Source organism: Pantoea sp. RIT-PI-b (genome assembly GCF_001187905.1).
GTDB classification, from domain to species: domain Bacteria; phylum Pseudomonadota; class Gammaproteobacteria; order Enterobacterales; family Enterobacteriaceae; genus Pantoea; species Pantoea nemavictus.
Genome location: NZ_LGIS01000020.1, coordinates 355,589 through 374,215, shown reverse-complemented (window position 1 = coordinate 374,215; position 18,627 = coordinate 355,589). Strand labels below are relative to the sequence as shown.

Genomic DNA, 18,627 nt, shown 5'->3' with positions numbered 1-18,627 from the left:
GTACAGTGTAAAGCATTGAGCGGTAAGCCAACCGCGTAACGCACAGGAAAATACCATGAGCAAAGTTTTAGTTCTGAAATCAAGCATCCTCGCTGGATACTCTCAGTCAAATCAACTGGCTGACTTCTACGCTGAAGAAGCACGCGCCAAAGGTGACTCAGTGACCGTGCGTGATTTAGCGGCTCAGCCGATTCCAGTCCTGGATGGTGAGCTGGTTGGCGCGCTGCGTCCTTCAGACGCCCCGCTGTCTCCGCGTCAGCAGGAAGCGCTCTCGTTATCTGACGAACTGATTGCTGAACTGCAAGCCCATGACACCGTGGTTATTGCGGCGCCAATGTACAACTTCAACATCCCAACCCAGCTGAAAAACTACTTTGACCTGATTGCCCGCGCTGGCGTGACCTTCCGTTACACCGAAGCAGGCCCAGAAGGTCTGGTGACCGGCAAGCGTGCGGTAATCCTCTCCAGCCGTGGCGGCATCCATAAAGATACGGCCAGCGATCTGCTGACGCCATACGTGAAACTGTTCCTCGGCTTTATCGGTATCACTGACGTGAACTTCGTGTTCGCGGAAGGCATCGCTTATGGTCCTGAAGTGGCCACCAAAGCGGCTAACGACGCCAAAGACGCCATCAAACAAATTGTTGCCGCGTAATCATTTTTGCACGTGATGAATGCCCAGCCATAAAGGGTATGATGCCATCTCTTGCCGGGCCTGAGCGCCCGGCTTTTTTATGCGCGCTATTTACGCAGCCACTGCCCATTGATACCGCGCACATACTCACCGCTGCCGGCACGATTCACCAGTTTCTCACCGGCGATGCGCGCCACTTCGCTGGCGGTTAGATTATTTTGCTGCGCCACGCGCTGATACTGCTCCATTCGGCCGGCATTAATACGCTTAACCAGTTCGAGCGTTACGTCATCCTGCTGGCGCGCTGCGACATAGCCGCTCAGCGTTTCGCCTACGCGCCCCTGCTGACGCGCCTCATCGAGCGTCAACGCCCACGCTGATGGCACCAACAGCAGCGCTACAACGAGCGCGATTGCCTTGCGTTTCATCATGCTTCTCCTTAAAACAGGCCGCTCTGGTTCTTCAGCAGCGCTTCCACATCTTTATCCACCTTGATGTGAATCTCATGCTCAATTTTCACGTTCATATTGATGGTGATGGGCTCTTTCGGTGCCGCCACCTCAATACGCGGCACGCAGCCGCTCAATGGCAGCCAGGCTGCCAGCACCAGTAATGCCCTGAGGCTCATGGTTGGGGATCCTTTTTCGAGGGTAAGGTGGCATTTTGCTCCACCCAGGATTGCAAATTATCGCCAAAGCGCAGGCTGCGCCACAGCTGGAACAGATTCTCTTGATGTCGATAGTTCAGATTGACGGTTTGTCGACGGTTACTGAACTGGCTGACGCCTTTCACTTCCGATTGCATGATCAAGTTGCCGAAGTTATCCAGATCGAGCGTGGCCCACGAACGCGAAATCTCCATATAGCGCAGCCAATCCATCGCCGCGCCGGCGGCAACATTGTTGCTGACGATAGCATCCGCCATATCTTTATCCATGCGGAACGTCAGCGGCCCACTGTTAGCGATCCAACCCTTTTCAATCAACCATTGGGGATTATTCACCCACAGCGGTAGCTCACCGTTAACTTTACCGGACATGGCAAACTGTTTGGGCTTAATCGCGGTGACCAGCTTGCTGAGGTTGATCTCTTTCAGCGAGACGCGCGCGGCCTGATGCTGAGGCATACGCAGCTCGGGCATGCTGACGTGTCCGCCCAGCAAATCAAGATTGACATTACTCAGGATTAACGGCTGGCGCTCCTGCCACGGATAGTGGCCTTGCAAATCAGCGGTGATATTTTGCAGCGAGAACTGGTTTTTCACTTCAGCGATGCGCAGTGATACTGGGCCGCGACGTCCAAGTTGCCATTGATGATCTTTCAGGCGGAACGGCAGCGAGAAATCGATACCGTTGATTTCACTGTCCGGCATCCACAGGCTGCCGTTTTTCACCGTCCAGTGACCACCGGCCTCAAAACCCTGAACGCTGGCGGCCGAGAACGCCACCTGCGCGCGTAGTTCACCCGACTGGATGCGCATTTTCAGATCGCTACTGAGCAGCGGCTGGAACACCGTCAGCGACTGCGCCGGCCACCAGGCTTCGCCGCGCAATCGTTCGCCATCCCAGCGGCCATGCACGCGCACCGGTCCGATATCTTCCGCCGTCAGCTGACCACGCCACAGGAAATGGCTGGGATCGCTGCCTTTAGCTTCAAAATTGAGTTCTGAAGGTGGCAGCCAGCCGCCGTAGCTAAATTGGGTTTGGCCAGATTTCAGCGTGAAGCCGCCGTTAAACGCGGGCTGTTGCGGATCACGTTGCCAGCGTACCGGCGCGGAGAGCGTCAGACGCGGTTTTGCGACTTGCACCATGCCATAGGCCAGCTGATCGAAACCGGTATTCAGCGTATCGAGGCTGATCAAGGTGTCCTGCCAGCTGCCGGTGCCCTTTACATCCCATTTGGCCGCCAGTGGCGCGATGGCACCCTCGCCCCAATAGCGCCAGTTCCAGATACCGCTATCCGGCCAGAAATCCGTGGCGCGCCCATCGAGATGCAGGGTGAAACGGCCAAAGTTCGGATCGTGCGCTTTGAGTATCGCCTGCAGGCGACCGTTTATGCCGCGCGAAGCCAGCGTCACACCCGCCAGCGGCCAGCGTGCTTCATCCACCTCCAGCGTTGAAAGTAAGCGGCCACGCAACCGCAGCAGCGCACCCTGCTTCAGGCTGAGCTGTGGATCGGTTAATACCCCGTGCAACAAGCCCGGCATGCTGCCGAACAGTTGCAGATCGGCGAATTTACTTTCGCCGGTTAGCTGGAACGGCAAAGCGCTATCGATCATGCTGAGTTTGCCCGGCCCAACGCTCAGTACCAGATTGCCTTTGCCGCCGCGCCCTTGCGTCAGCAAATTGAATCGTCCGCTGACCAGGGTGTTTTCCAGACCTTGCTGCCAGTTTTCCAGCGTGAGCGCCAGACCGCCTGAAAGCGGCTGATCGGCCTGTGGCCAGCGCCATTGCCCCTGCGTGATGCGTATTTCCTGCTCATCGACCTGCCACGGCAGTTGCAGCAGCGGCAGTTCATCTCCCTGCTGATTCACGGTTAACGTACCCTGCTGCTGTTGCCAGTTGAGGGTCAGCGCCAGCGGCTGTGGCCACTGCGCCACGTTAAGGTCTGCGCTGAGTTCACCCGCTACCGGCAAGCCGTTGGCAAAAGTTGGCAAAGTCACATCGCCGTGCAGATTGAGCGGTTTAGGCAGTAAAGGATGACTGAGTTGCAGCTGACTAATGTGCAACTGTTGGCCCTGCAAACGGGCCTCAAGATTGAGATTGTCGCCCTGGTAACGCAGCCGCTGAACCTCTTGATCTAAGGTAAGATCGAATCGACCAGCATATTGTTGCCACGGCAGAACAGTGATTTTTTGCAGATGCACATCGGCGCCGGGCAGCATCTTCTGCCAGTCGGCCAGGCTACGTGGTGCACCGCTTGCGGCGCTTTGCGGCAGTGATTGCAGGCAATCACTGTTGAGCTGTACGTCAGCGGCGCTAAGCTGCCAACGTTTCTGCTGCCAGCCGAGCGCGGCATCGTGGACGTTCGCCAGTTCGCAATCACCGGCCAGATAGCGCACCGCCGGGAAATGCAGGGCACCCTGCTGCCAGTGCGGCGTGCCGTTGAGTTCAACGCGGGTATTTTCCGGCAGCCAGATACCGGCCAGACGCGGCAACCATTGCGTGAGCGTCAGCAGCAATCCCAATAGCAGCAGTATCAGCGCCAGTAGCGCAGCAAGTGTTCGGCGGAGGCCACGCGGCATGGTAGCTAACTATCCCTTTAAATAAGTCCTAAATAATTCGAATGACAGGAAGGCGGCAAGTGGGTGAATCCCCAGGAGCTTACTGCAGTAAGAGATTGGGGTGAACACACGCCACCAACGCTCCTGACGTTCGAATTATGACGGATTTAATGATGGCATGTTATATCTCACAAATGAAGGCGTTAGCTGCTTAGTCTGGCTGAAGAACAGCAAAATGCCGCGAAAAACGTTATCCTGTGAGGATACCGACGTTGCATTTTTCAGGAGCGAAACAATGAAAGTTGCGGTTTACAGCACCAAGCATTACGACCAGAAATACCTCGAACACGTCAATGCCAGCTTTGGATTTGAGCTGCAGTTTTTTGACTTCCTGCTCACGCCCGCCACGGCGAAAAATGCCGCCGGCTGCGATGCGGTGTGCATTTTCGTAAACGATGATGCCAGCAAAGAGGTGCTGGAAGAGTTAGCGGTGTTAGGTGTTAAGCACATCGCGCTGCGCTGCGCCGGTTTTAATAATGTCGATCTGGCGGCGGCGAAAGAACTGGGCTTAAACGTGGTACGGGTACCGGCTTATTCACCGGAAGCGGTGGCCGAGCATGCGGTTGGTCTGATGATGACGTTGAATCGTCGCATTCACCGCGCCTATCAACGTACGCGTGACGCCAACTTTTCACTGGATGGCTTAACCGGCTTCAACATGCACAACAAAACCGCAGGCATCGTTGGCACCGGCAAAATCGGCGTGGCCACGATGCGTATCCTGAAGGGATTTGGCATGCGCTTACTGGCGTTCGATCCTTATCCAAGCCAGGCCGCGCTGGAACTGGGTGCGGAATACGTCGATTTGAAAACGCTGTTTGCTGAAGCCGATGTGATTACGCTGCACTGCCCGCTGACGCCGGAAAACCATCATCTGCTGAATGCCCAGGCGTTCAGCCAAATGAAAGACGGCGTGATGATCATCAACACCAGCCGCGGCGGATTAATCGACTCGCAGGCGGCGATTGATGCGCTCAAGCAACAAAAGATTGGTTCATTGGGAATGGATGTGTATGAAAACGAACGCGACCTGTTCTTTGAAGACAAATCAAATGACGTGATTCAGGACGATGTGTTCCGCCGCCTGTCCGCCTGTCACAACGTACTGTTTACCGGCCATCAGGCATTTCTGACTGCCGAAGCGCTAACGGCGATTTCAGAAACCACACTCGGCAATTTGCAGCAGCTGGAACGGGGTGAAATCAGCCCGAATCTGGTCACCGCGTAATTATCCTGCGCCTGCCTTAGCGGGCGCAGCTTCCACCCATCAGCGCCTGTTCGTCACAACGACGACCATTGGCCAACTGACACATGCCTATGCGTGAACCATCTAACTGACGTGAAAACGCCAGCGAGCCCCCGGCATTACTGCAATTCACTTCAGCCATAGATGACATCACAACGCGCGGTGATACGTGTGCGGCAGTGGCTTGTTGCGGCGGTTCATTATCACTATTGCTGCTGCAGGCAGAAAGTAACAATGTGGCTCCGGCCAGCAGAAAAAGTGCGGCTTTCATCGATGGGGCTCCGGGGATTGAGCGAAAAAGTCGCACCAGCATATGTCAGGCGTGGCAAGGGATCGAGGGGAGACACAGCTTTTTACAAAATTTTCTTCCATGCTTTGCAAGCAGAATTATCCTGATTGGGATATTTCCACCCGTTTCTCGCTGCTACTTGCCCAATTATCAATAACTAAGGAGAGAACAATGTTGACGGATATGCTAATCCGTATTGCTTTAGCCGGAATTCTCGGCGGTCTGATTGGCCTGGAACGCCAGCTACGCGCTAAAGAAGCCGGTCTGCGCACCCACATTTTGGTCGGCATCGGCAGCGCCATGTTTATGCTGGTGTCGAAATACGGCTTCGCCGATATGTTAGTTAGCGATCATGTGGCGCTCGATCCCAGCCGTATTGCAGCGCAGGTCGTCAGCGGCATGGGCTTCCTCGGCGCGGGTACCATCATTATTCAAAAACAGGTAGTGAAAGGCCTTACTACAGCCGCTGGCTTATGGGTGACGGCGGCAATTGGATTGGTGATCGGTAGCGGCATGTACGAAATCGGCATTTATGGCACCGTGCTGGCGCTGGTAGTGCTGGAAACCTTTCGTCGCATTAGCCACTGGCTGATTGGCCGTCATCATACATTGCTGGTGCATCTCAAACCGAAAAGCGTGCCGATTGTCTTACTGGTGCTACAGCGCGAGAACGTGCGTTACGGGCATATCGCCGTCGTTAATCGTGACGAGGAGAATGGCTTGTGCGAATTAAGCGTTGAGGTGACATTGTCACGGCGCACGCCGATGCACAATATTTATGACAAAGTGATGGAAATCAAAGGCGTTCAATCGCTGGAGATGATGTAAAAATCATCAATTTTAGAAGCTTGTGCGCTGGCATCCCGCTTGCACACTGATGAGAAAGTCACATCATGGTGCTTTGCTAAACTGAACTGATAACCCCCGTAAATTTTGCGGGTTTCTCAGCGTAGCAAAGGACGATTTATGATTACCGTCGACGGTAACGGTGCGGTGGCGTCGGTCGCCTTCCGCACCAGCGAAGTCATTGCCATATACCCCATCACGCCCAGTTCAACGATGGCTGAACTGGCAGATAGCTGGTCAGGTGAAGGCCGCCGTAATATCTGGGGCGACGTGCCGCGCGTGATTGAGATGCAGTCGGAAGGTGGCGCGATTGCCACCGTGCATGGCGCGCTGCAAACCGGTGCGCTCTCCACCACCTTTACGTCGTCGCAGGGATTGTTATTGATGATCCCCACGCTCTACAAACTGGCCGGGCAATTGACGCCGTTTGTGTTGCACGTAGCGGCGCGTACCGTGGCGACCCACGCGCTGTCGATTTTTGGCGATCACTCCGATGTGATGGCGGTGCGCCAAACCGGCTGCGCCCAACTCTGTGCATCCAGCGTGCAGGAAGCGCAGGATTTTGCCTTGATCGCGCAAATCGCTTCACTGAATAGCCGTATTCCCTTTATTCACTTCTTCGATGGCTTCCGCACCTCGCACGAGATCAACAAGATTGTACCGATCAGCGATGAAACCTTGCAGGCGCTGATGCCTGGCGAAGCAATTACCGCTCATCGTGCCCGTGCGCTCACGCCGGATCGTCCGACCATTCGCGGAACCTCCGCCAATCCTGATACCTATTTCCAGTCTCGCGAAGCCACCAACCGCTGGTACGACGATTGCACCCGACACGTTGAAGCCGCGATGGCAGCCTTTGGCGAAAATACCGGACGCTGCTATCAGCCGTTTGAGTTTTACGGCCATCCGCAAGCCGAACGCGTGATCATTATGATGGGATCCGGCTGTGGCACCGCTGAAGAAGCGATTGATGAGATGCAACAGCGTGGCGAAAAAGTGGGATTGGTAAAAGTACGCTTGTATCGCCCATTCTCGGCAACGCATTTGTTGCAGATGATTCCTGTAAGCGCGCAGCGCATTGCGGTGCTTGATCGCACCAAAGAGCCGGGCGCGCTAGGGGAACCGCTGTTCCTGGATGTGATGACTGCGTTAGCTGAGGCCTTTAGTCGCGGCGAGCGGACATCGCTGCCGAAAGTGATTGGTGGTCGCTATGGTTTGTCGTCGAAAGAGTTCGCGCCCGATGCGGTATTGGCAGTGTTTCGCGCGCTGCAGCGCGATCTGCCACCGGCGCGCTTTACCGTGGGGATTTACGACGATGTCACCCACCTTTCACTGCCGATGGAAGCCAACATCGTGCCCAACCGCGCGCGGCTGGAAGCGCTGTTTTACGGTTTGGGCAGCGACGGTAGTGTTAGCGCCAGCAAAAACAATCTCAAGATTATCGGCAACGCTACGCCGTGGCACGTGCAGGGCTATTTCGTCTACGATTCGAAAAAAGCCGGCGGGCTGACGGTTTCCCATCTGCGCGTCAGCGAACATCCGATCCAGTCCGCCTATTTGATTCAGCAGGCCGACATCATCGGCTGTCACCAACTGCAGTTTATCGATAAATATTCGATGCTCGATCAGCTTAAGCCTGGCGGGATTTTCCTGCTCAATACGCCTTACGCTGCTGATGAAGTGTGGGCGCGCCTGCCGCAGGAGGTGCAGAGCCAGCTTAACGACAAACAGGCGCGCTTCTTTGTGATCAATGCAGCGCGCATCGCGCGCGAATGTCAGTTGGGCGCTCGCATCAACACCGTGATGCAGATGGCCTTTTTCCAGCTGACGCAGATTCTGCCGGGCGATAGCGCGCTGACTGAACTACAAAACGCGATTGCGCGCAGCTACAGCAGTAAAGGCGAAGCGCTGGTGCAGCGTAACTGGCAGGCGCTGGCGATGGCGCAACAGGCACTGCAGGCGGTAGCGCTGCAGCCGGTTGACAATCGCAGCCCACACCGCCCGCCGGTGGTAGCGGATAGCGCACCGGATTTCGTCAAAACCGTCACCGCGGCGATGTTAGCCGGTCTCGGCGACAAACTACCGGTCTCGGCGCTGCCGCCCGACGGCACCTGGCCCGTTGGCACCACGCAGTGGGAAAAGCGCAATATTGCCGAAGCGGTGCCCATCTGGCAGCCCGATCTCTGTACGCAGTGCAACCATTGTGTCGCAGCTTGTCCGCATTCCGCCATTCGCGCCAAAGTTGTCGCCCCAGAAGCCTTGGTAGATGCGCCTGCTACGCTGGCCTCACTGGATGTGAAATCACGCGATATGCGTGGGCAGAAGTATGTCTTGCAGGTGGCACCGGAAGATTGCACCGGCTGTAATCTGTGCGTGGAAGTGTGCCCGGCCAGCGACCGTCAGCATCCGGAAATCAAAGCCATCAATATGCAATCGCGGCTGGAACATGTTGAAACTGAGAAGGCCAACTATGCGGCCTTCCTCGCGCTGCCGGAGATCACCGCTGAACAGCTGGAACGTATTGATATCCGTACTTCGCAGCTGATTACGCCGCTGTTTGAATATTCTGGCGCCTGTTCTGGCTGCGGCGAAACGCCGTATATCAAGTTACTGACGCAGCTGTACGGCGATCGCTTATTAATTGCTAATGCCACCGGTTGCTCTTCGATTTATGGCGGCAATTTGCCTTCGACGCCTTATACCACCAACGCGGATGGGCGCGGTCCGGCGTGGGCGAACTCGCTGTTTGAAGATAACGCCGAGTTTGGTTTGGGGTTCCGCTTGAGTGTCGATCAACAGAAACAGCGCGCACTGCGCTTGCTCGACCAATGCGCGCCACAATTGCCCGCCACATTAGTGGATGAACTTAAAAGTGACAATGTCACCATATCGCAGCGACGTGAGCAGATAGCCCAACTGCGCGCCCTGCTTGCCGCTTCGTCACAGCCCGCAGCCCAAGCATTAACTGAGGCTGCCGATGCCCTGGTTGAGAAATCGGTCTGGCTGATTGGTGGCGACGGCTGGGCTTACGATATCGGCTACGGCGGCCTCGATCACGTAATGAGCCTGAGCGAAAACGTCAATGTGCTGGTGCTGGATACGCAGTGCTACTCCAACACCGGCGGTCAGGCATCAAAAGCGACACCGCTGGGTGCGGTGACCAAGTTTGGTGAGCAAGGTAAACGCAAGGCACGGAAAGATCTCGGCATGTCTACGCTGCTGTACGGCCATGTGTACGTGGCGCAGATCTCTCTCGGCGCGCAGCTCAACCAAACGGTAAAAGCCATTCAGGAAGCGGAAGCCTGGCCAGGTCCGTCGCTGATCATCGCATACAGCCCGTGTGAAGAGCATGGCTACGACCTGGCCTACAGCCACGAGCAGATGCGCTTGCTCACCACCAGCGGTTTCTGGCCACTGTATCGCTTCGACCCGCGCCGGGCGCAGCAAGGTAAAGCTGCGCTGGCGCTGGATTCGCGTCCACCGACTTCAGAACTGGAACAGGCATTAATGAACGAACAGCGCTTCCGCCAGTTACAAACCCAGCGCCCCGAAGAGGCCTCGCAGCTGTGGCAGGATGCGACAGAGGCCGCTAATCAGCGTTATCAACGCCTGGCGGAATTGGCAGGGAAAAGCGAGAGAAGTGACTAAATGAACAAGCCCGGCAACCGAGGCCGGGCTTTTTGCGGGTTCAACAGGATATAAGATTTACCAGTGCATTGCTCTCTGCGCATAAAAGAGATCACTTGAGGCTAGCATTCGCGCCCGCAATCCGTACCATACGCAGTCATGTTTATAGGGTTTATTGCCGTTGAAGATTGCTTCAGCCGCTAACGGCCCTCGCCTTCACTCTCAAGCGTGAAAATAATGTCAGAAAATCAAGAAGTAACAAAGAAAGAACAGTACAACCTCAACAAGCTGCAGAAGCGTTTGCGTCGCAACGTGGGTGAAGCCATTGCCGACTTCAATATGATTGAAGAAGGCGATCGCATCATGGTTTGTCTGTCTGGCGGTAAAGACAGCTACACCATGCTGGAAATCCTGCGCAATTTGCAGCAGAGCGCGCCGGTGAACTTCTCGCTGGTGGCGGTGAATCTCGACCAGAAACAGCCTGGCTTCCCCGAGCATATTCTGCCGGCCTATCTGGATGAGCTGGGCGTTGAGTACCACATTGTTAACGAAGACACCTATTCCATCGTTAAAGATAAAATTCCCGAAGGCAAAACCACCTGTTCGCTCTGTTCACGCCTGCGCCGCGGCATTCTGTATCGCACTGCGAGCGAACTGGGATGTACCAAAATCGCCCTTGGACACCATCGTGATGACATCCTCCAGACGATGTTCCTGAACATGTTTTATGGCGGAAAAATGAAAGGCATGCCGCCGAAACTGATGAGCGATGATGGCAAACATATCGTGATCCGTCCGCTGGCTTATTGCCGCGAGAAAGACATCATTCGTTTTGCCGAAGCGCGTCACTTCCCAATCATCCCCTGCAACCTGTGTGGTTCGCAGCCGAACCTGCAGCGTCAGGTGGTGGCTGATATGCTGCGTGACTGGGATAAACGCTATCCTGGCCGCATCGAAACCATGTTCACCGCGATGCAAAATGTGGTGCCATCACACATGGCGGACATAAATCTGTTTGATTTCAAAGGTATTAAACACGGTGATGCGGTCGTCGACGGCGGCGATTTGGCCTTCGACCGTGAAAGCCTGCCGGTGCAGCCTGCGGGCTGGCAGCCAGAAGAGGAAGATGCGCCTAATCTCAGCGTGCGCCTTGATGTGCTGGAAATTAAATAATCGTCATTGATGTAACGAAAGGCGCGTCGCTTTGGCTACGCGCCTTTTTTATTAGCGGTGCGGTGGCGGATCTTGAATCGGTGGAAATTCGGGGTCGTAAGGCGGCTGTGCGGGTGGAATCGGTTGCGGTTGTGGAATCGGTTCAGGAATTGGCGGTGGATCGGTAGGAATCGGTTCGCTGGCAGTAATCGGTTGCATGCCCTTCTCCTTGTTGCTGAATGTCCTGTAAGCATAGGAAAGGATGCGCGAGCAAGCCAAGCGGGCAAAAAAAAGCCGGCGGATAGGCCGGCGTCGTACGAATCAAATGTGCTATGCAGTAATTCAAAAAAGGAAGTAAGACAATATGGAGCGCAACGCCCATCGCTTGACGTTGCATTCACCTGCGGGAAAGAGTTTGCCCCGATTGACCTGGCGGGATATTGATATCGATCAGGTTTATTCCGCTTTTCTGCCCTACAACCATTTACGCCGTTTCAGCCATATCGCCACGCCCGCCACCATCACCAAAAGCAGTACGCAGAACGCGGTAAAGCCAAGCGCCCAGTTACCGCCGGGAATGCCACCTAAATTGACGCCAAATAGCCCAGTCAGAAACGTAGCGGGCAGGAAAATCATCGCCATCAGCGACATGGTGTACGTGCGGCGGTTCATTGACTCCGCGAGAATCGAAGCGACTTCATCCGCCAGAATTGAGGTACGCGCTACGCCTGCGTTGAGATCGTCGAGTCCGCGGCCCAATCGGTCCGCAACTTCTTGCATACGACGGCGATCGTCATCGTTCATCCACGCCATTTTTTCGATAGCCAGCCGCGCGTAGACATCACGCTGTGGTGCCATATAGCGGCGCATAACAATCAGTTGCTTGCGCAGCAGCGCAAGGTCACCGCGCGCCGGCACTTCCTGGTTCATCAGCGCATCTTCCAGCTCGATAATTTTATCGTGCATCTCTTCGATAAATTCGCTGGCGTGATCGGTCAACGCATCACACACATCAACCAGCCAACTGCCACCATCAACCGGTCCATTGCCGTTTTGCAGATCGGTCAGTACCGCGTCAATTGCATACACTTTGCGGCGGCGCGTCGACACAATCAGCTTGTCGTTGATAAACACGCGCATCGCCACCAGTTGATCGGGGCGCGAATCGGCGTTGTGGTTCACGCTGCGCAGCACAATCATAAAGCCATCGCCAAGGCGCGTAACGCGAGGCCGCATGCTGTCGCCGGCCAGCGCATCGCGCACGGAATCGGGAATCAGCGGCGTGTTTTGCAGCCATTCCGCACTTTGCCGTTGAGTGTAATTGAGGTGTAACCAGCAGGGACGTTCGCAGTTGATCACGTCTTTATCGTCGATGGGGATCATGCCACCGGTGCCATCAAGCTGACAGGACACAATGGCATCGGATACTTGTAGTGCTTTACCTTCAATGACGTTCACGAACTCGCCTCGCTATCAAAATCAATACGATACAGTCTAGCGTGGCGCAGACCAGTTGCAATCATCAGGCTGTGAGCAAAGATGACAGGCGATCATCCTGATCGCCCGATGGGTAGGGTTGACGTTAATGCCGACCGGGCGATTTAGTGCTTCTCAATCCACATTTCGCGGCTGTAAGCCACGTCTTCCGGATTAGTGATCGGATACCCTTTCACCCACGGCTTGATCAGGCGTCCGTTAGTATATTGGTAGATCGGCGCGATCGGGGCCTGATCGGCAATAATCTGTTCGGCTTTGTTGTAATCGGTGTTACGCGCCGCGACGCTGGTTTCGGTGCTGGCTTTGGTGATCACCGCATCATAATCGGCACTGCGGAAACGCGCGATATTACCGCTATGGCTGGAGGTTAGCAGGCTGAGGAAGGTAGACGGTTCGTTGTAATCGCCAACCCATGAAGCACGGATCACATCAAAACTGCCGCTGTTACGACTGTCGATATAGGTTTTCCACTCCTGATTTTGCAAGGTGACATCAACGCCGAGATTCTTCTTCCACATTGACGCCACCGCGATAGCGATTTTCTGATGGCTCTCTGACGTGTTGTACAACAACGTCAGGTGCAATGGCTTGCCCGGCCCATAACCCGCGGCGGTCAGCAGGGCTTTGGCCTGCGCATTCAGTTCCTGCTGGCTATGCTGCTGCAGATAGCTTTTCAGCGGCGTAAAGCCAGCGGTGACATCCGGCGTGAAATGCCAGGCCGGTTTTTCACCGGTGCCCAATACTTTCTCCGCGATGATGCGGCGATCGATGCTCCACGACAGCGCCTTACGCACGCGCACATCAGCGGTCGGCCCTTTCTCGGTGTTAAACGCGTAGTAATAGGTACCGAGCTGATCCGGCGTATAAACCTGGCCCGGCAACTCTTTTTTCAGCAGCGCGTACATGTTTTTCGGGAAGGATTCGGTGATATCGATATCGTTGGCGCGATAACGTTTGGTCGCGCTGGACTCTTCGTTAATGGGAATAAAAGTGACCTTGGTCAGCACTGAAGCTTTGTCATCCCAATAATGGCTGTTACGTACCAGCACAATTTTTTCATTCACCACCCGATCTTGCAGTTGATAGGCGCCGTTGCCAACTAGCTTGCCGGGAGAAGTCCAGCTATCCCCCTCTTTTTCAATCACTTTTTTCGGCACGGGATACATTGCTGCATTAGCGACCATACTTGGGAACCATGGCACAGGACGTGACAGCGTCACCTTAAGCTGGGTGGCGTCTATTGCGGACACGCCGAGCTTATCGGCGCTCATCTGCCCTTTAGTGATCGCATCAGCATTCTCAATGCCGCTCAGCGCGGCAAACCAGGCAAACGGAGAACTGTTTTTTGGATCAACTAAACGCTGCCAACTGTAGACAAAATCCTGCGCGGTCACCGGTTCGCCATTTGACCAGCGCGCGTCTTTGCGCAGGGTAAAGACCCACGTTTTGTTATCGCTGCTGCTCCAGCTCTGCGCGACGCCGGGCACGATTTTGCCATGCGCATCCTGATTGGTTAGCCCTTCGAACAGATCGCGCATCACCTGAATTTCCGGCAGGCCGACCGCCTTCATTGGATCGAGCGAAGCGGGTTCATCTTTAATATGCCGAACAATTTCCTGCGTGCTGGCCAATTGGGCGCCCGACGGAACGTTGGCGGCGAATGCGGGTGAGACTGCGCTGGTTACGATTAAGGCCGCCAGCGTCATGCGAAACGTTAGATTCATCACCACTCCTTTACGCGAAAAAATGGCGACTGCTAAACAAAGGATGTCGCCAGTAACTTTCGGCACTTTATCGCAAATTGCTGATTGATATATAGCTATTTCCCCACGCGCTGTTTACCGTTATGTTGAGGCTGGATTATCGGTCACATTTTTACTTTGAGCGCCAGAAAGCTTTTGGCTGCGTTTGGAAGCATCTCAATGAGGAACGTCATGTCGTCATACCATCCACGTCCGCTACGCGGCAAGCTGGACGCTGTCTGGCAGCAATACGGGCAATCGGTGCTGGGCGCCCCGCTGCTGTGGTTCCCTGCACCCGCGACGGATGCAGAAAGCGGCCTCATCATTGCCGGCACACACGGTGATGAGAATGCCGCTATTGCCACCTTATCCGGCGCGATGCGCACTTTACCCGATGCTCTGCGTCGTCATCACGTCATTCTGGCTGTGAATCCAGATGGCTGTCAGCTGGGGCTGCGCGCTAACGCTAACGGTGTCGATCTCAATCGTAATTTCCCCGCTGCTAACTGGCAGAGCGGCGATACGGTTTATCGCTGGAACAGCGAAGCCGATGAGCGTGATGTGGTGCTATCAACCGGTAGCAGCCCTTCGTCAGAACCTGAAACCCGCGCGCTATGTCAGCTGATTCACCAAATAAAGCCGCATTGGGTGGTCTCCTGGCATGAGCCGCTGGCTTGTATCGACGATCCACATCACAGTGATTTAGCGCAGTGGCTGGCGCAGCAAACGGCGCTGCCGGTCGTCAGCAGCGTGGGTTATGCTACGCCAGGCTCGTTTGGTAGCTGGTGCGATGATCTCGGTCTGTTATGCATTACCGCCGAGATGCCGCCGATTTCGGTGGATGAAGCCACCGAGGTTTATCTGGAAGCGATGATCAATCTGCTGCGCTGGCAGCCCGCGGTTTGAGTACGCCGTGAGAGAAATGCAGCGACGGTTCAACATCAGCAGCCAGCCAGGTTGGACCGTCGAGATCGGCAAATTTCGCCCGGGTTGTCAGCGGTAACGCCGCGCGAATCGCCCGCGAAGTACATAGCATGCAGCCGAGCATGATGGCAAAACCCTGCTGCTGCGCCGCATCCGCTAACGCCAGCGCTTCAGTTAAGCCGCCCGTTTTATCCAGTTTGATATTCACCATTTCATAGCGCCCTTGAAGCTGGGTCAGGCTTTCACGCGTATGACAGCTCTCATCTGCACAGATCGGTAGCGGATGAATAAAGTTGCCCAGCGCGGCATCCTGCGCCGCCGGAAGTGGCTGCTCAAGCATCGCCACGTCGAGATCGGCCAGCAGCTGACAACGCGCCGCCAGTCCTTCGGCATGCCAGGATTCATTGGCATCAACGATCAGCGTGGCCTGCGGTACCGCGCTGCGAATGGCCACCAGACGTTCGCTGATCAGATGGTCATCCATTTTAATCTTCAACAAGCGCGCGCCATGCTGCCATAGCGCCTGTGCACTGCTGGCCATCGCATCTGGCGTGTCGATACTGATGGTATGCGCGGTGACGATTTCATTAGCCAACGCGACATCGCACAAATCCACCAGGCTTTTCCCCTGCTGCTGACGCACTAAATCCCACAATGCACAGTCGATGGCATTGCGCGCCGCACCGGCCGGTAATGCCTGCTGCAACGCTTCACGCGTCATACCATCCTGTAGCGCGCTCAGCTGCGAAGCAATTTGTTGCAGCACCGACTCTTCGCTTTCACCGTAGCGCGCGTAAGGTGTCGCTTCACCCACACCTTTCACGCCATCCTGCTCAATTTCCACTACCACGACATGCGCTTCGGTGCGACTGCCTCGTGAAATAACAAACGGCGAATGCAACGGCCAGGCTTCCGGATAACTCTTTACTGTTCTCATTATTTCTCCTTAGAACCGCAACATAATTGCGAGCCGGCTCGATTATCGCCAGGAAAGGCGCTCGTAAACCCTTAAAAATTATGTCATAAATTAGCGCTATATCTAATCTGACGCTGCTAAAGTCAGACTTCCACCGTCGTTAAAAAAGGAAATCGTATGTCTCAGAATGTTCACTTCCAGGGCAATCCGGTGCCAGTTGCAGGTCACTTCCCGCAAGTTGGCGAGCAGGCTAAACCGTTCAGCCTTGTCGCTAAAGATCTTGGTGACGTATCCCTTTCTAAGTATGCAGGCAAACGCAAAGTTCTGAACATTTTCCCCAGCATTGATACTGGCGTATGCGCGGCCTCGGTGCGCAAGTTCAACGAGCGTTCAGGTGAAGCGGACAATACCGTGGTGCTGTGTATCTCTTCGGATCTGCCTTTTGCCCAGTCACGCTTCTGCGGCGCTGAGAACGTGAGCAACGTCATCACGCTCTCTTCACTGCGCGGTGCTGAATTCAAGGAAGATTATGGCGTGGCGATTGCGGATGGTCCGCTGAAAGGCCTGACCGCACGTGCCGTGGTGGTGCTGGATGAAAACGATAAAGTGATTTACAGCGAGCTGGTGAACGAAATCACTGAAGAGCCTAACTACGATGCGGCGCTGGCTGCACTGAAGTAAATGGCTGCCAAAATAACAACGCCGCCTTAAAAAGGCGGCGTTTATTTGAGGCGCATAGGTTTAGATCAGTAACTCTATGCGTTATTCACTCTCGCTTCGTTTCTGCCCCAGGCCATACTCACGCAACTTATTGGCAATCGCGGTATGCGATACGCCAAGACGCTTCGCCAGCTTGCGCGTGCTGGGGTAAGAGAGATACAAACGGGTCAACACCGAACGTTCAAAACGGCTGGTGATATCGTCCAGCGACCCCTCCATCGCCTCTTCTCCCAACGACACATCAAGTGCCTGCTCAGGCAGCACGATATCTTGCGGCCCTAATTCGTATCCTTCCAGCTGCGTCAGCGCGCGGTACAGCGCATTTTTCAACTGACGCACATTGCCCGGCCAGTTATAACGCGTGAGGAACGGCGTTAGCTGCGATGACAGGCGCGGACGCGGCAACCCTTGCTCATCCGCAAAGCGGGCGACGAACATTTCGGTCAGCGGCAAAATATCCAGCGGACGTTCGCGTAGCGGTGGTAGATTTAGCGTCAGCACGTTCAGCCGATAGAATAGATCCTCACGAAACTCACCGCGTTGCACCAGCTCAATCAGGTTCTTCTGCGTGGCACAAATGACACGTACATCGACGTGGACTTCATGCTCCTCACCCACGCGACGGAAAGTCCCGTCGTTGAGGAAGCGCAGCAGTTTGGTCTGCATCCGCGGCGACATTTCGCCAATCTCATCCAGCAGCACCGAGCCGCCATTGGCCTGTTCAAAGAAACCTTTCTTGCCTTCCAGCGCGTTGGGATAAGCACCCGCCGCGTGACCAAATAGCTCGCTCTCAGCCACATCATCTGGCAACGAGGCGCAGTTCAACGCCAGGAACGGCTTTTTGCCGCGTGCGCTGCGCAAATGACAGGCACGCGCCAGCATATCTTTACCGGTGCCGGTATCGCCGACGATCAGCAGCGGCGCATCGTGCATCGCGAGCTTACGCGCCTGATCGATTACCTGACGCATTTTTGGCGTGACGGCGACGATGTGATCGAATTCAGATTCGTCGGTGACGGTCAGGTTCTGCAACTGACGACCCATGCGCGCCGTCGATTTCAGCGTAATCATCGCCCCGACGGGCAGATCGCTCTGTCCCTCTTCTTCCGCCAGATAAATTGGCCGCGCCTCCATCAGAAAATCACGCCCCTGAATCACCACGTGCTGCGCCTGGGCGTCAACCCGCTCGTTTTCCAGCCAGCGCTGAAAATTGAAACCAGTGATTAAGGTTGCGACGTTTTGATTACGCAGTTTTTGTTCATCGAGGGTAAACAGATTTTGTGCTGCCGGGTTAGCCAGCTCGACCTTGCATTTCAGATCGATAGACAACACCGGTTCAGGCATCGCCACCAGCAGCGCGCTCAGCGCACGATGCTCACGTTCAGATGGCATAAACGAAACGGTACGAACGTCTGTCACGCCAGGTGTACGGCGAATTTCTGCCATCAGATTGCTGAAAGGTTCAAATTCCAGCGCGGTAAAATTGAGGTAAATGCGGCCGAGCGGCGCAATTTCGATGCCGCGCAGATCAATATTGCGGGCAACCAGCAGGTCGAGCAACTCGCGCGCCAGACCGATTCGGTCCTGGCAGAAAACTTCCAAACGCATTGCGATGAGCCTTAGTCAGGTTTTGATTTTAGTGATAATACGCTAACTTGCAGCGCCTCAGAAGAGGCCTGTCAGGAAAAGTTGACAGCCAGAGGCAGGTGACAGGAAGAAGTGTAGCGGAGCGACCAACAAAAATCCCGCCGA

The 18,627-nt window shown here is 55.2% G+C and carries 16 protein-coding genes; 7 read left to right on the top strand and 9 right to left on the bottom strand.

All coding sequences use genetic code 11. The features are described 5' to 3' along the window. The first annotated feature begins 55 nt into the window (after positions 1 to 55). Positions 56 to 655, top strand: coding sequence for an FMN-dependent NADH-azoreductase (gene azoR, locus AC790_RS14400; protein WP_049852219.1), 600 nt, complete (start codon positions 56 to 58; stop codon positions 653 to 655). Positions 656 to 741: 86 nt separating this feature from the next. On the opposite strand, the gene AC790_RS14395 is transcribed toward azoR, so the two are convergent. Genes AC790_RS14395 through AC790_RS14385 form a run of 3 tightly spaced genes read right to left on the bottom strand, consistent with a single transcriptional unit; the run spans position 742 to position 3,877 of the window. Further along, positions 742 to 1,062: a YdbL family protein gene (locus AC790_RS14395; protein ID WP_007888014.1), complete on the bottom strand. Its 321-nt coding sequence runs from the start codon at positions 1,060 to 1,062 to the stop codon at positions 742 to 744. Positions 1,063 to 1,073: 11 nt separating this feature from the next. Next, positions 1,074 to 1,262 (bottom strand): YnbE family lipoprotein, encoded by a 189-nt coding sequence (locus AC790_RS14390; RefSeq protein WP_007888015.1) that lies wholly within the window; start codon positions 1,260 to 1,262, stop codon positions 1,074 to 1,076. Then, positions 1,259 to 3,877, bottom strand: a complete 2,619-nt coding sequence (locus tag AC790_RS14385) for a YdbH family protein (RefSeq protein ID WP_049852218.1) — start codon at positions 3,875 to 3,877, stop codon at positions 1,259 to 1,261. Before AC790_RS14385 ends, AC790_RS14390 begins: the two co-directional genes overlap by 4 nt. Positions 3,878 to 4,151: 274 nt before the next feature. Here AC790_RS14385 and AC790_RS14380 point away from each other — a divergent pair, with 274 nt between their 5' ends. Continuing rightward, complete coding sequence (locus AC790_RS14380; protein WP_049852217.1) at positions 4,152 to 5,144, top strand: 2-hydroxyacid dehydrogenase; 993 nt, start codon at positions 4,152 to 4,154, stop codon at positions 5,142 to 5,144. A gap of 16 nt (positions 5,145 to 5,160) precedes the next feature. Here AC790_RS14380 and AC790_RS14375 read toward each other — a convergent pair whose 3' ends face one another. Then, positions 5,161 to 5,433 (bottom strand): DUF333 domain-containing protein, encoded by a 273-nt coding sequence (locus AC790_RS14375; RefSeq protein ID WP_007888020.1) that lies wholly within the window; start codon positions 5,431 to 5,433, stop codon positions 5,161 to 5,163. Between the two features lie 189 nt (positions 5,434 to 5,622). Here AC790_RS14375 and AC790_RS14370 point away from each other — a divergent pair, with 189 nt between their 5' ends. The 3 genes from AC790_RS14370 to ttcA all read left to right on the top strand — a co-directional run bounded on the left by AC790_RS14370 (position 5,623) and on the right by ttcA (position 11,097). Beyond that, a complete protein-coding gene (locus AC790_RS14370) occupies positions 5,623 to 6,279 on the top strand; it encodes an MgtC/SapB family protein (protein WP_007888022.1) in 657 nt (218 codons plus the stop codon). A 138-nt stretch (positions 6,280 to 6,417) separates the two neighbouring features. Beyond that, positions 6,418 to 9,945, top strand: coding sequence for a pyruvate:ferredoxin (flavodoxin) oxidoreductase (gene nifJ, locus AC790_RS14365; protein ID WP_049852216.1), 3,528 nt, complete (start codon positions 6,418 to 6,420; stop codon positions 9,943 to 9,945). Between the two features lie 216 nt (positions 9,946 to 10,161). Continuing rightward, positions 10,162 to 11,097, top strand: a complete 936-nt coding sequence (gene ttcA / locus AC790_RS14360) for a tRNA 2-thiocytidine(32) synthetase TtcA (protein ID WP_049852215.1) — start codon at positions 10,162 to 10,164, stop codon at positions 11,095 to 11,097. Positions 11,098 to 11,148: 51 nt separating this feature from the next. On the opposite strand, the gene AC790_RS25015 is transcribed toward ttcA, so the two are convergent. The 3 genes from AC790_RS25015 to AC790_RS14350 all read right to left on the bottom strand — a co-directional run bounded on the left by AC790_RS25015 (position 11,149) and on the right by AC790_RS14350 (position 14,297). Further along, positions 11,149 to 11,295, bottom strand: a complete 147-nt coding sequence (locus AC790_RS25015; RefSeq protein ID WP_007888028.1) for a hypothetical protein — start codon at positions 11,293 to 11,295, stop codon at positions 11,149 to 11,151. A 255-nt stretch (positions 11,296 to 11,550) separates the two neighbouring features. Continuing rightward, the gene (gene zntB / locus AC790_RS14355) at positions 11,551 to 12,534 is read right to left on the bottom strand and encodes a zinc transporter ZntB (RefSeq protein ID WP_007888030.1); all 984 of its coding nucleotides are present in this window, start codon (positions 12,532 to 12,534) and stop codon (positions 11,551 to 11,553) included. A gap of 143 nt (positions 12,535 to 12,677) precedes the next feature. Continuing rightward, on the bottom strand, positions 12,678 to 14,297 hold the full coding sequence (locus tag AC790_RS14350; RefSeq protein WP_049852214.1) for an ABC transporter substrate-binding protein: 1,620 nt from the start codon (positions 14,295 to 14,297) through the stop codon (positions 12,678 to 12,680). A gap of 210 nt (positions 14,298 to 14,507) precedes the next feature. Between AC790_RS14350 and mpaA the strand changes: the two genes are divergently transcribed. Further along, on the top strand, positions 14,508 to 15,221 hold the full coding sequence (gene mpaA / locus AC790_RS14345; protein ID WP_049852213.1) for a murein tripeptide amidase MpaA: 714 nt from the start codon (positions 14,508 to 14,510) through the stop codon (positions 15,219 to 15,221). Here the strand turns inward: mpaA and ycjG are convergent. Continuing rightward, complete coding sequence (ycjG, locus tag AC790_RS14340) at positions 15,190 to 16,176, bottom strand: L-Ala-D/L-Glu epimerase (RefSeq protein ID WP_049852212.1); 987 nt, start codon at positions 16,174 to 16,176, stop codon at positions 15,190 to 15,192. The two genes, mpaA and ycjG, sit on opposite strands and share 32 nt — an antisense overlap. A 156-nt stretch (positions 16,177 to 16,332) precedes the next feature. Here ycjG and tpx point away from each other — a divergent pair, with 156 nt between their 5' ends. Further along, positions 16,333 to 16,836 (top strand): thiol peroxidase, encoded by a 504-nt coding sequence (tpx, locus tag AC790_RS14335; RefSeq protein ID WP_007888056.1) that lies wholly within the window; start codon positions 16,333 to 16,335, stop codon positions 16,834 to 16,836. Between the two features lie 81 nt (positions 16,837 to 16,917). Here tpx and tyrR read toward each other — a convergent pair whose 3' ends face one another. Next, positions 16,918 to 18,483, bottom strand: a complete 1,566-nt coding sequence (gene tyrR / locus AC790_RS14330; protein WP_049852211.1) for a transcriptional regulator TyrR — start codon at positions 18,481 to 18,483, stop codon at positions 16,918 to 16,920. Positions 18,484 to 18,627 lie beyond the last annotated feature (144 nt).

Excerpts from the sequence above, each read along its gene's own strand:
- ycjG (WP_049852212.1), bottom strand. The coding sequence starts at position 16,176 with ATGAGAACAGTAAAGAGTTATCCGGAAGCCTGGCCGTTGCATTCGCCG.
- AC790_RS25015 (WP_007888028.1), bottom strand. The coding sequence starts at position 11,295 with ATGCAACCGATTACTGCCAGCGAACCGATTCCTACCGATCCACCGCCA.
- tpx (WP_007888056.1), top strand. The coding sequence starts at position 16,333 with ATGTCTCAGAATGTTCACTTCCAGGGCAATCCGGTGCCAGTTGCAGGT.
- AC790_RS14350 (WP_049852214.1), bottom strand. The coding sequence starts at position 14,297 with ATGAATCTAACGTTTCGCATGACGCTGGCGGCCTTAATCGTAACCAGC.
- mpaA (WP_049852213.1), top strand. The coding sequence starts at position 14,508 with ATGTCGTCATACCATCCACGTCCGCTACGCGGCAAGCTGGACGCTGTC.
- ttcA (WP_049852215.1), top strand. The coding sequence starts at position 10,162 with ATGTCAGAAAATCAAGAAGTAACAAAGAAAGAACAGTACAACCTCAAC.
- nifJ (WP_049852216.1), top strand. The coding sequence starts at position 6,418 with ATGATTACCGTCGACGGTAACGGTGCGGTGGCGTCGGTCGCCTTCCGC.
- tyrR (WP_049852211.1), bottom strand. The coding sequence starts at position 18,483 with ATGCGTTTGGAAGTTTTCTGCCAGGACCGAATCGGTCTGGCGCGCGAG.
- AC790_RS14370 (WP_007888022.1), top strand. The coding sequence starts at position 5,623 with ATGTTGACGGATATGCTAATCCGTATTGCTTTAGCCGGAATTCTCGGC.
- AC790_RS14390 (WP_007888015.1), bottom strand. The coding sequence starts at position 1,262 with ATGAGCCTCAGGGCATTACTGGTGCTGGCAGCCTGGCTGCCATTGAGC.
- AC790_RS14375 (WP_007888020.1), bottom strand. The coding sequence starts at position 5,433 with ATGAAAGCCGCACTTTTTCTGCTGGCCGGAGCCACATTGTTACTTTCT.
- AC790_RS14380 (WP_049852217.1), top strand. The coding sequence starts at position 4,152 with ATGAAAGTTGCGGTTTACAGCACCAAGCATTACGACCAGAAATACCTC.
- AC790_RS14395 (WP_007888014.1), bottom strand. The coding sequence starts at position 1,062 with ATGAAACGCAAGGCAATCGCGCTCGTTGTAGCGCTGCTGTTGGTGCCA.
- AC790_RS14385 (WP_049852218.1), bottom strand. The coding sequence starts at position 3,877 with ATGCCGCGTGGCCTCCGCCGAACACTTGCTGCGCTACTGGCGCTGATA.
- azoR (WP_049852219.1), top strand. The coding sequence starts at position 56 with ATGAGCAAAGTTTTAGTTCTGAAATCAAGCATCCTCGCTGGATACTCT.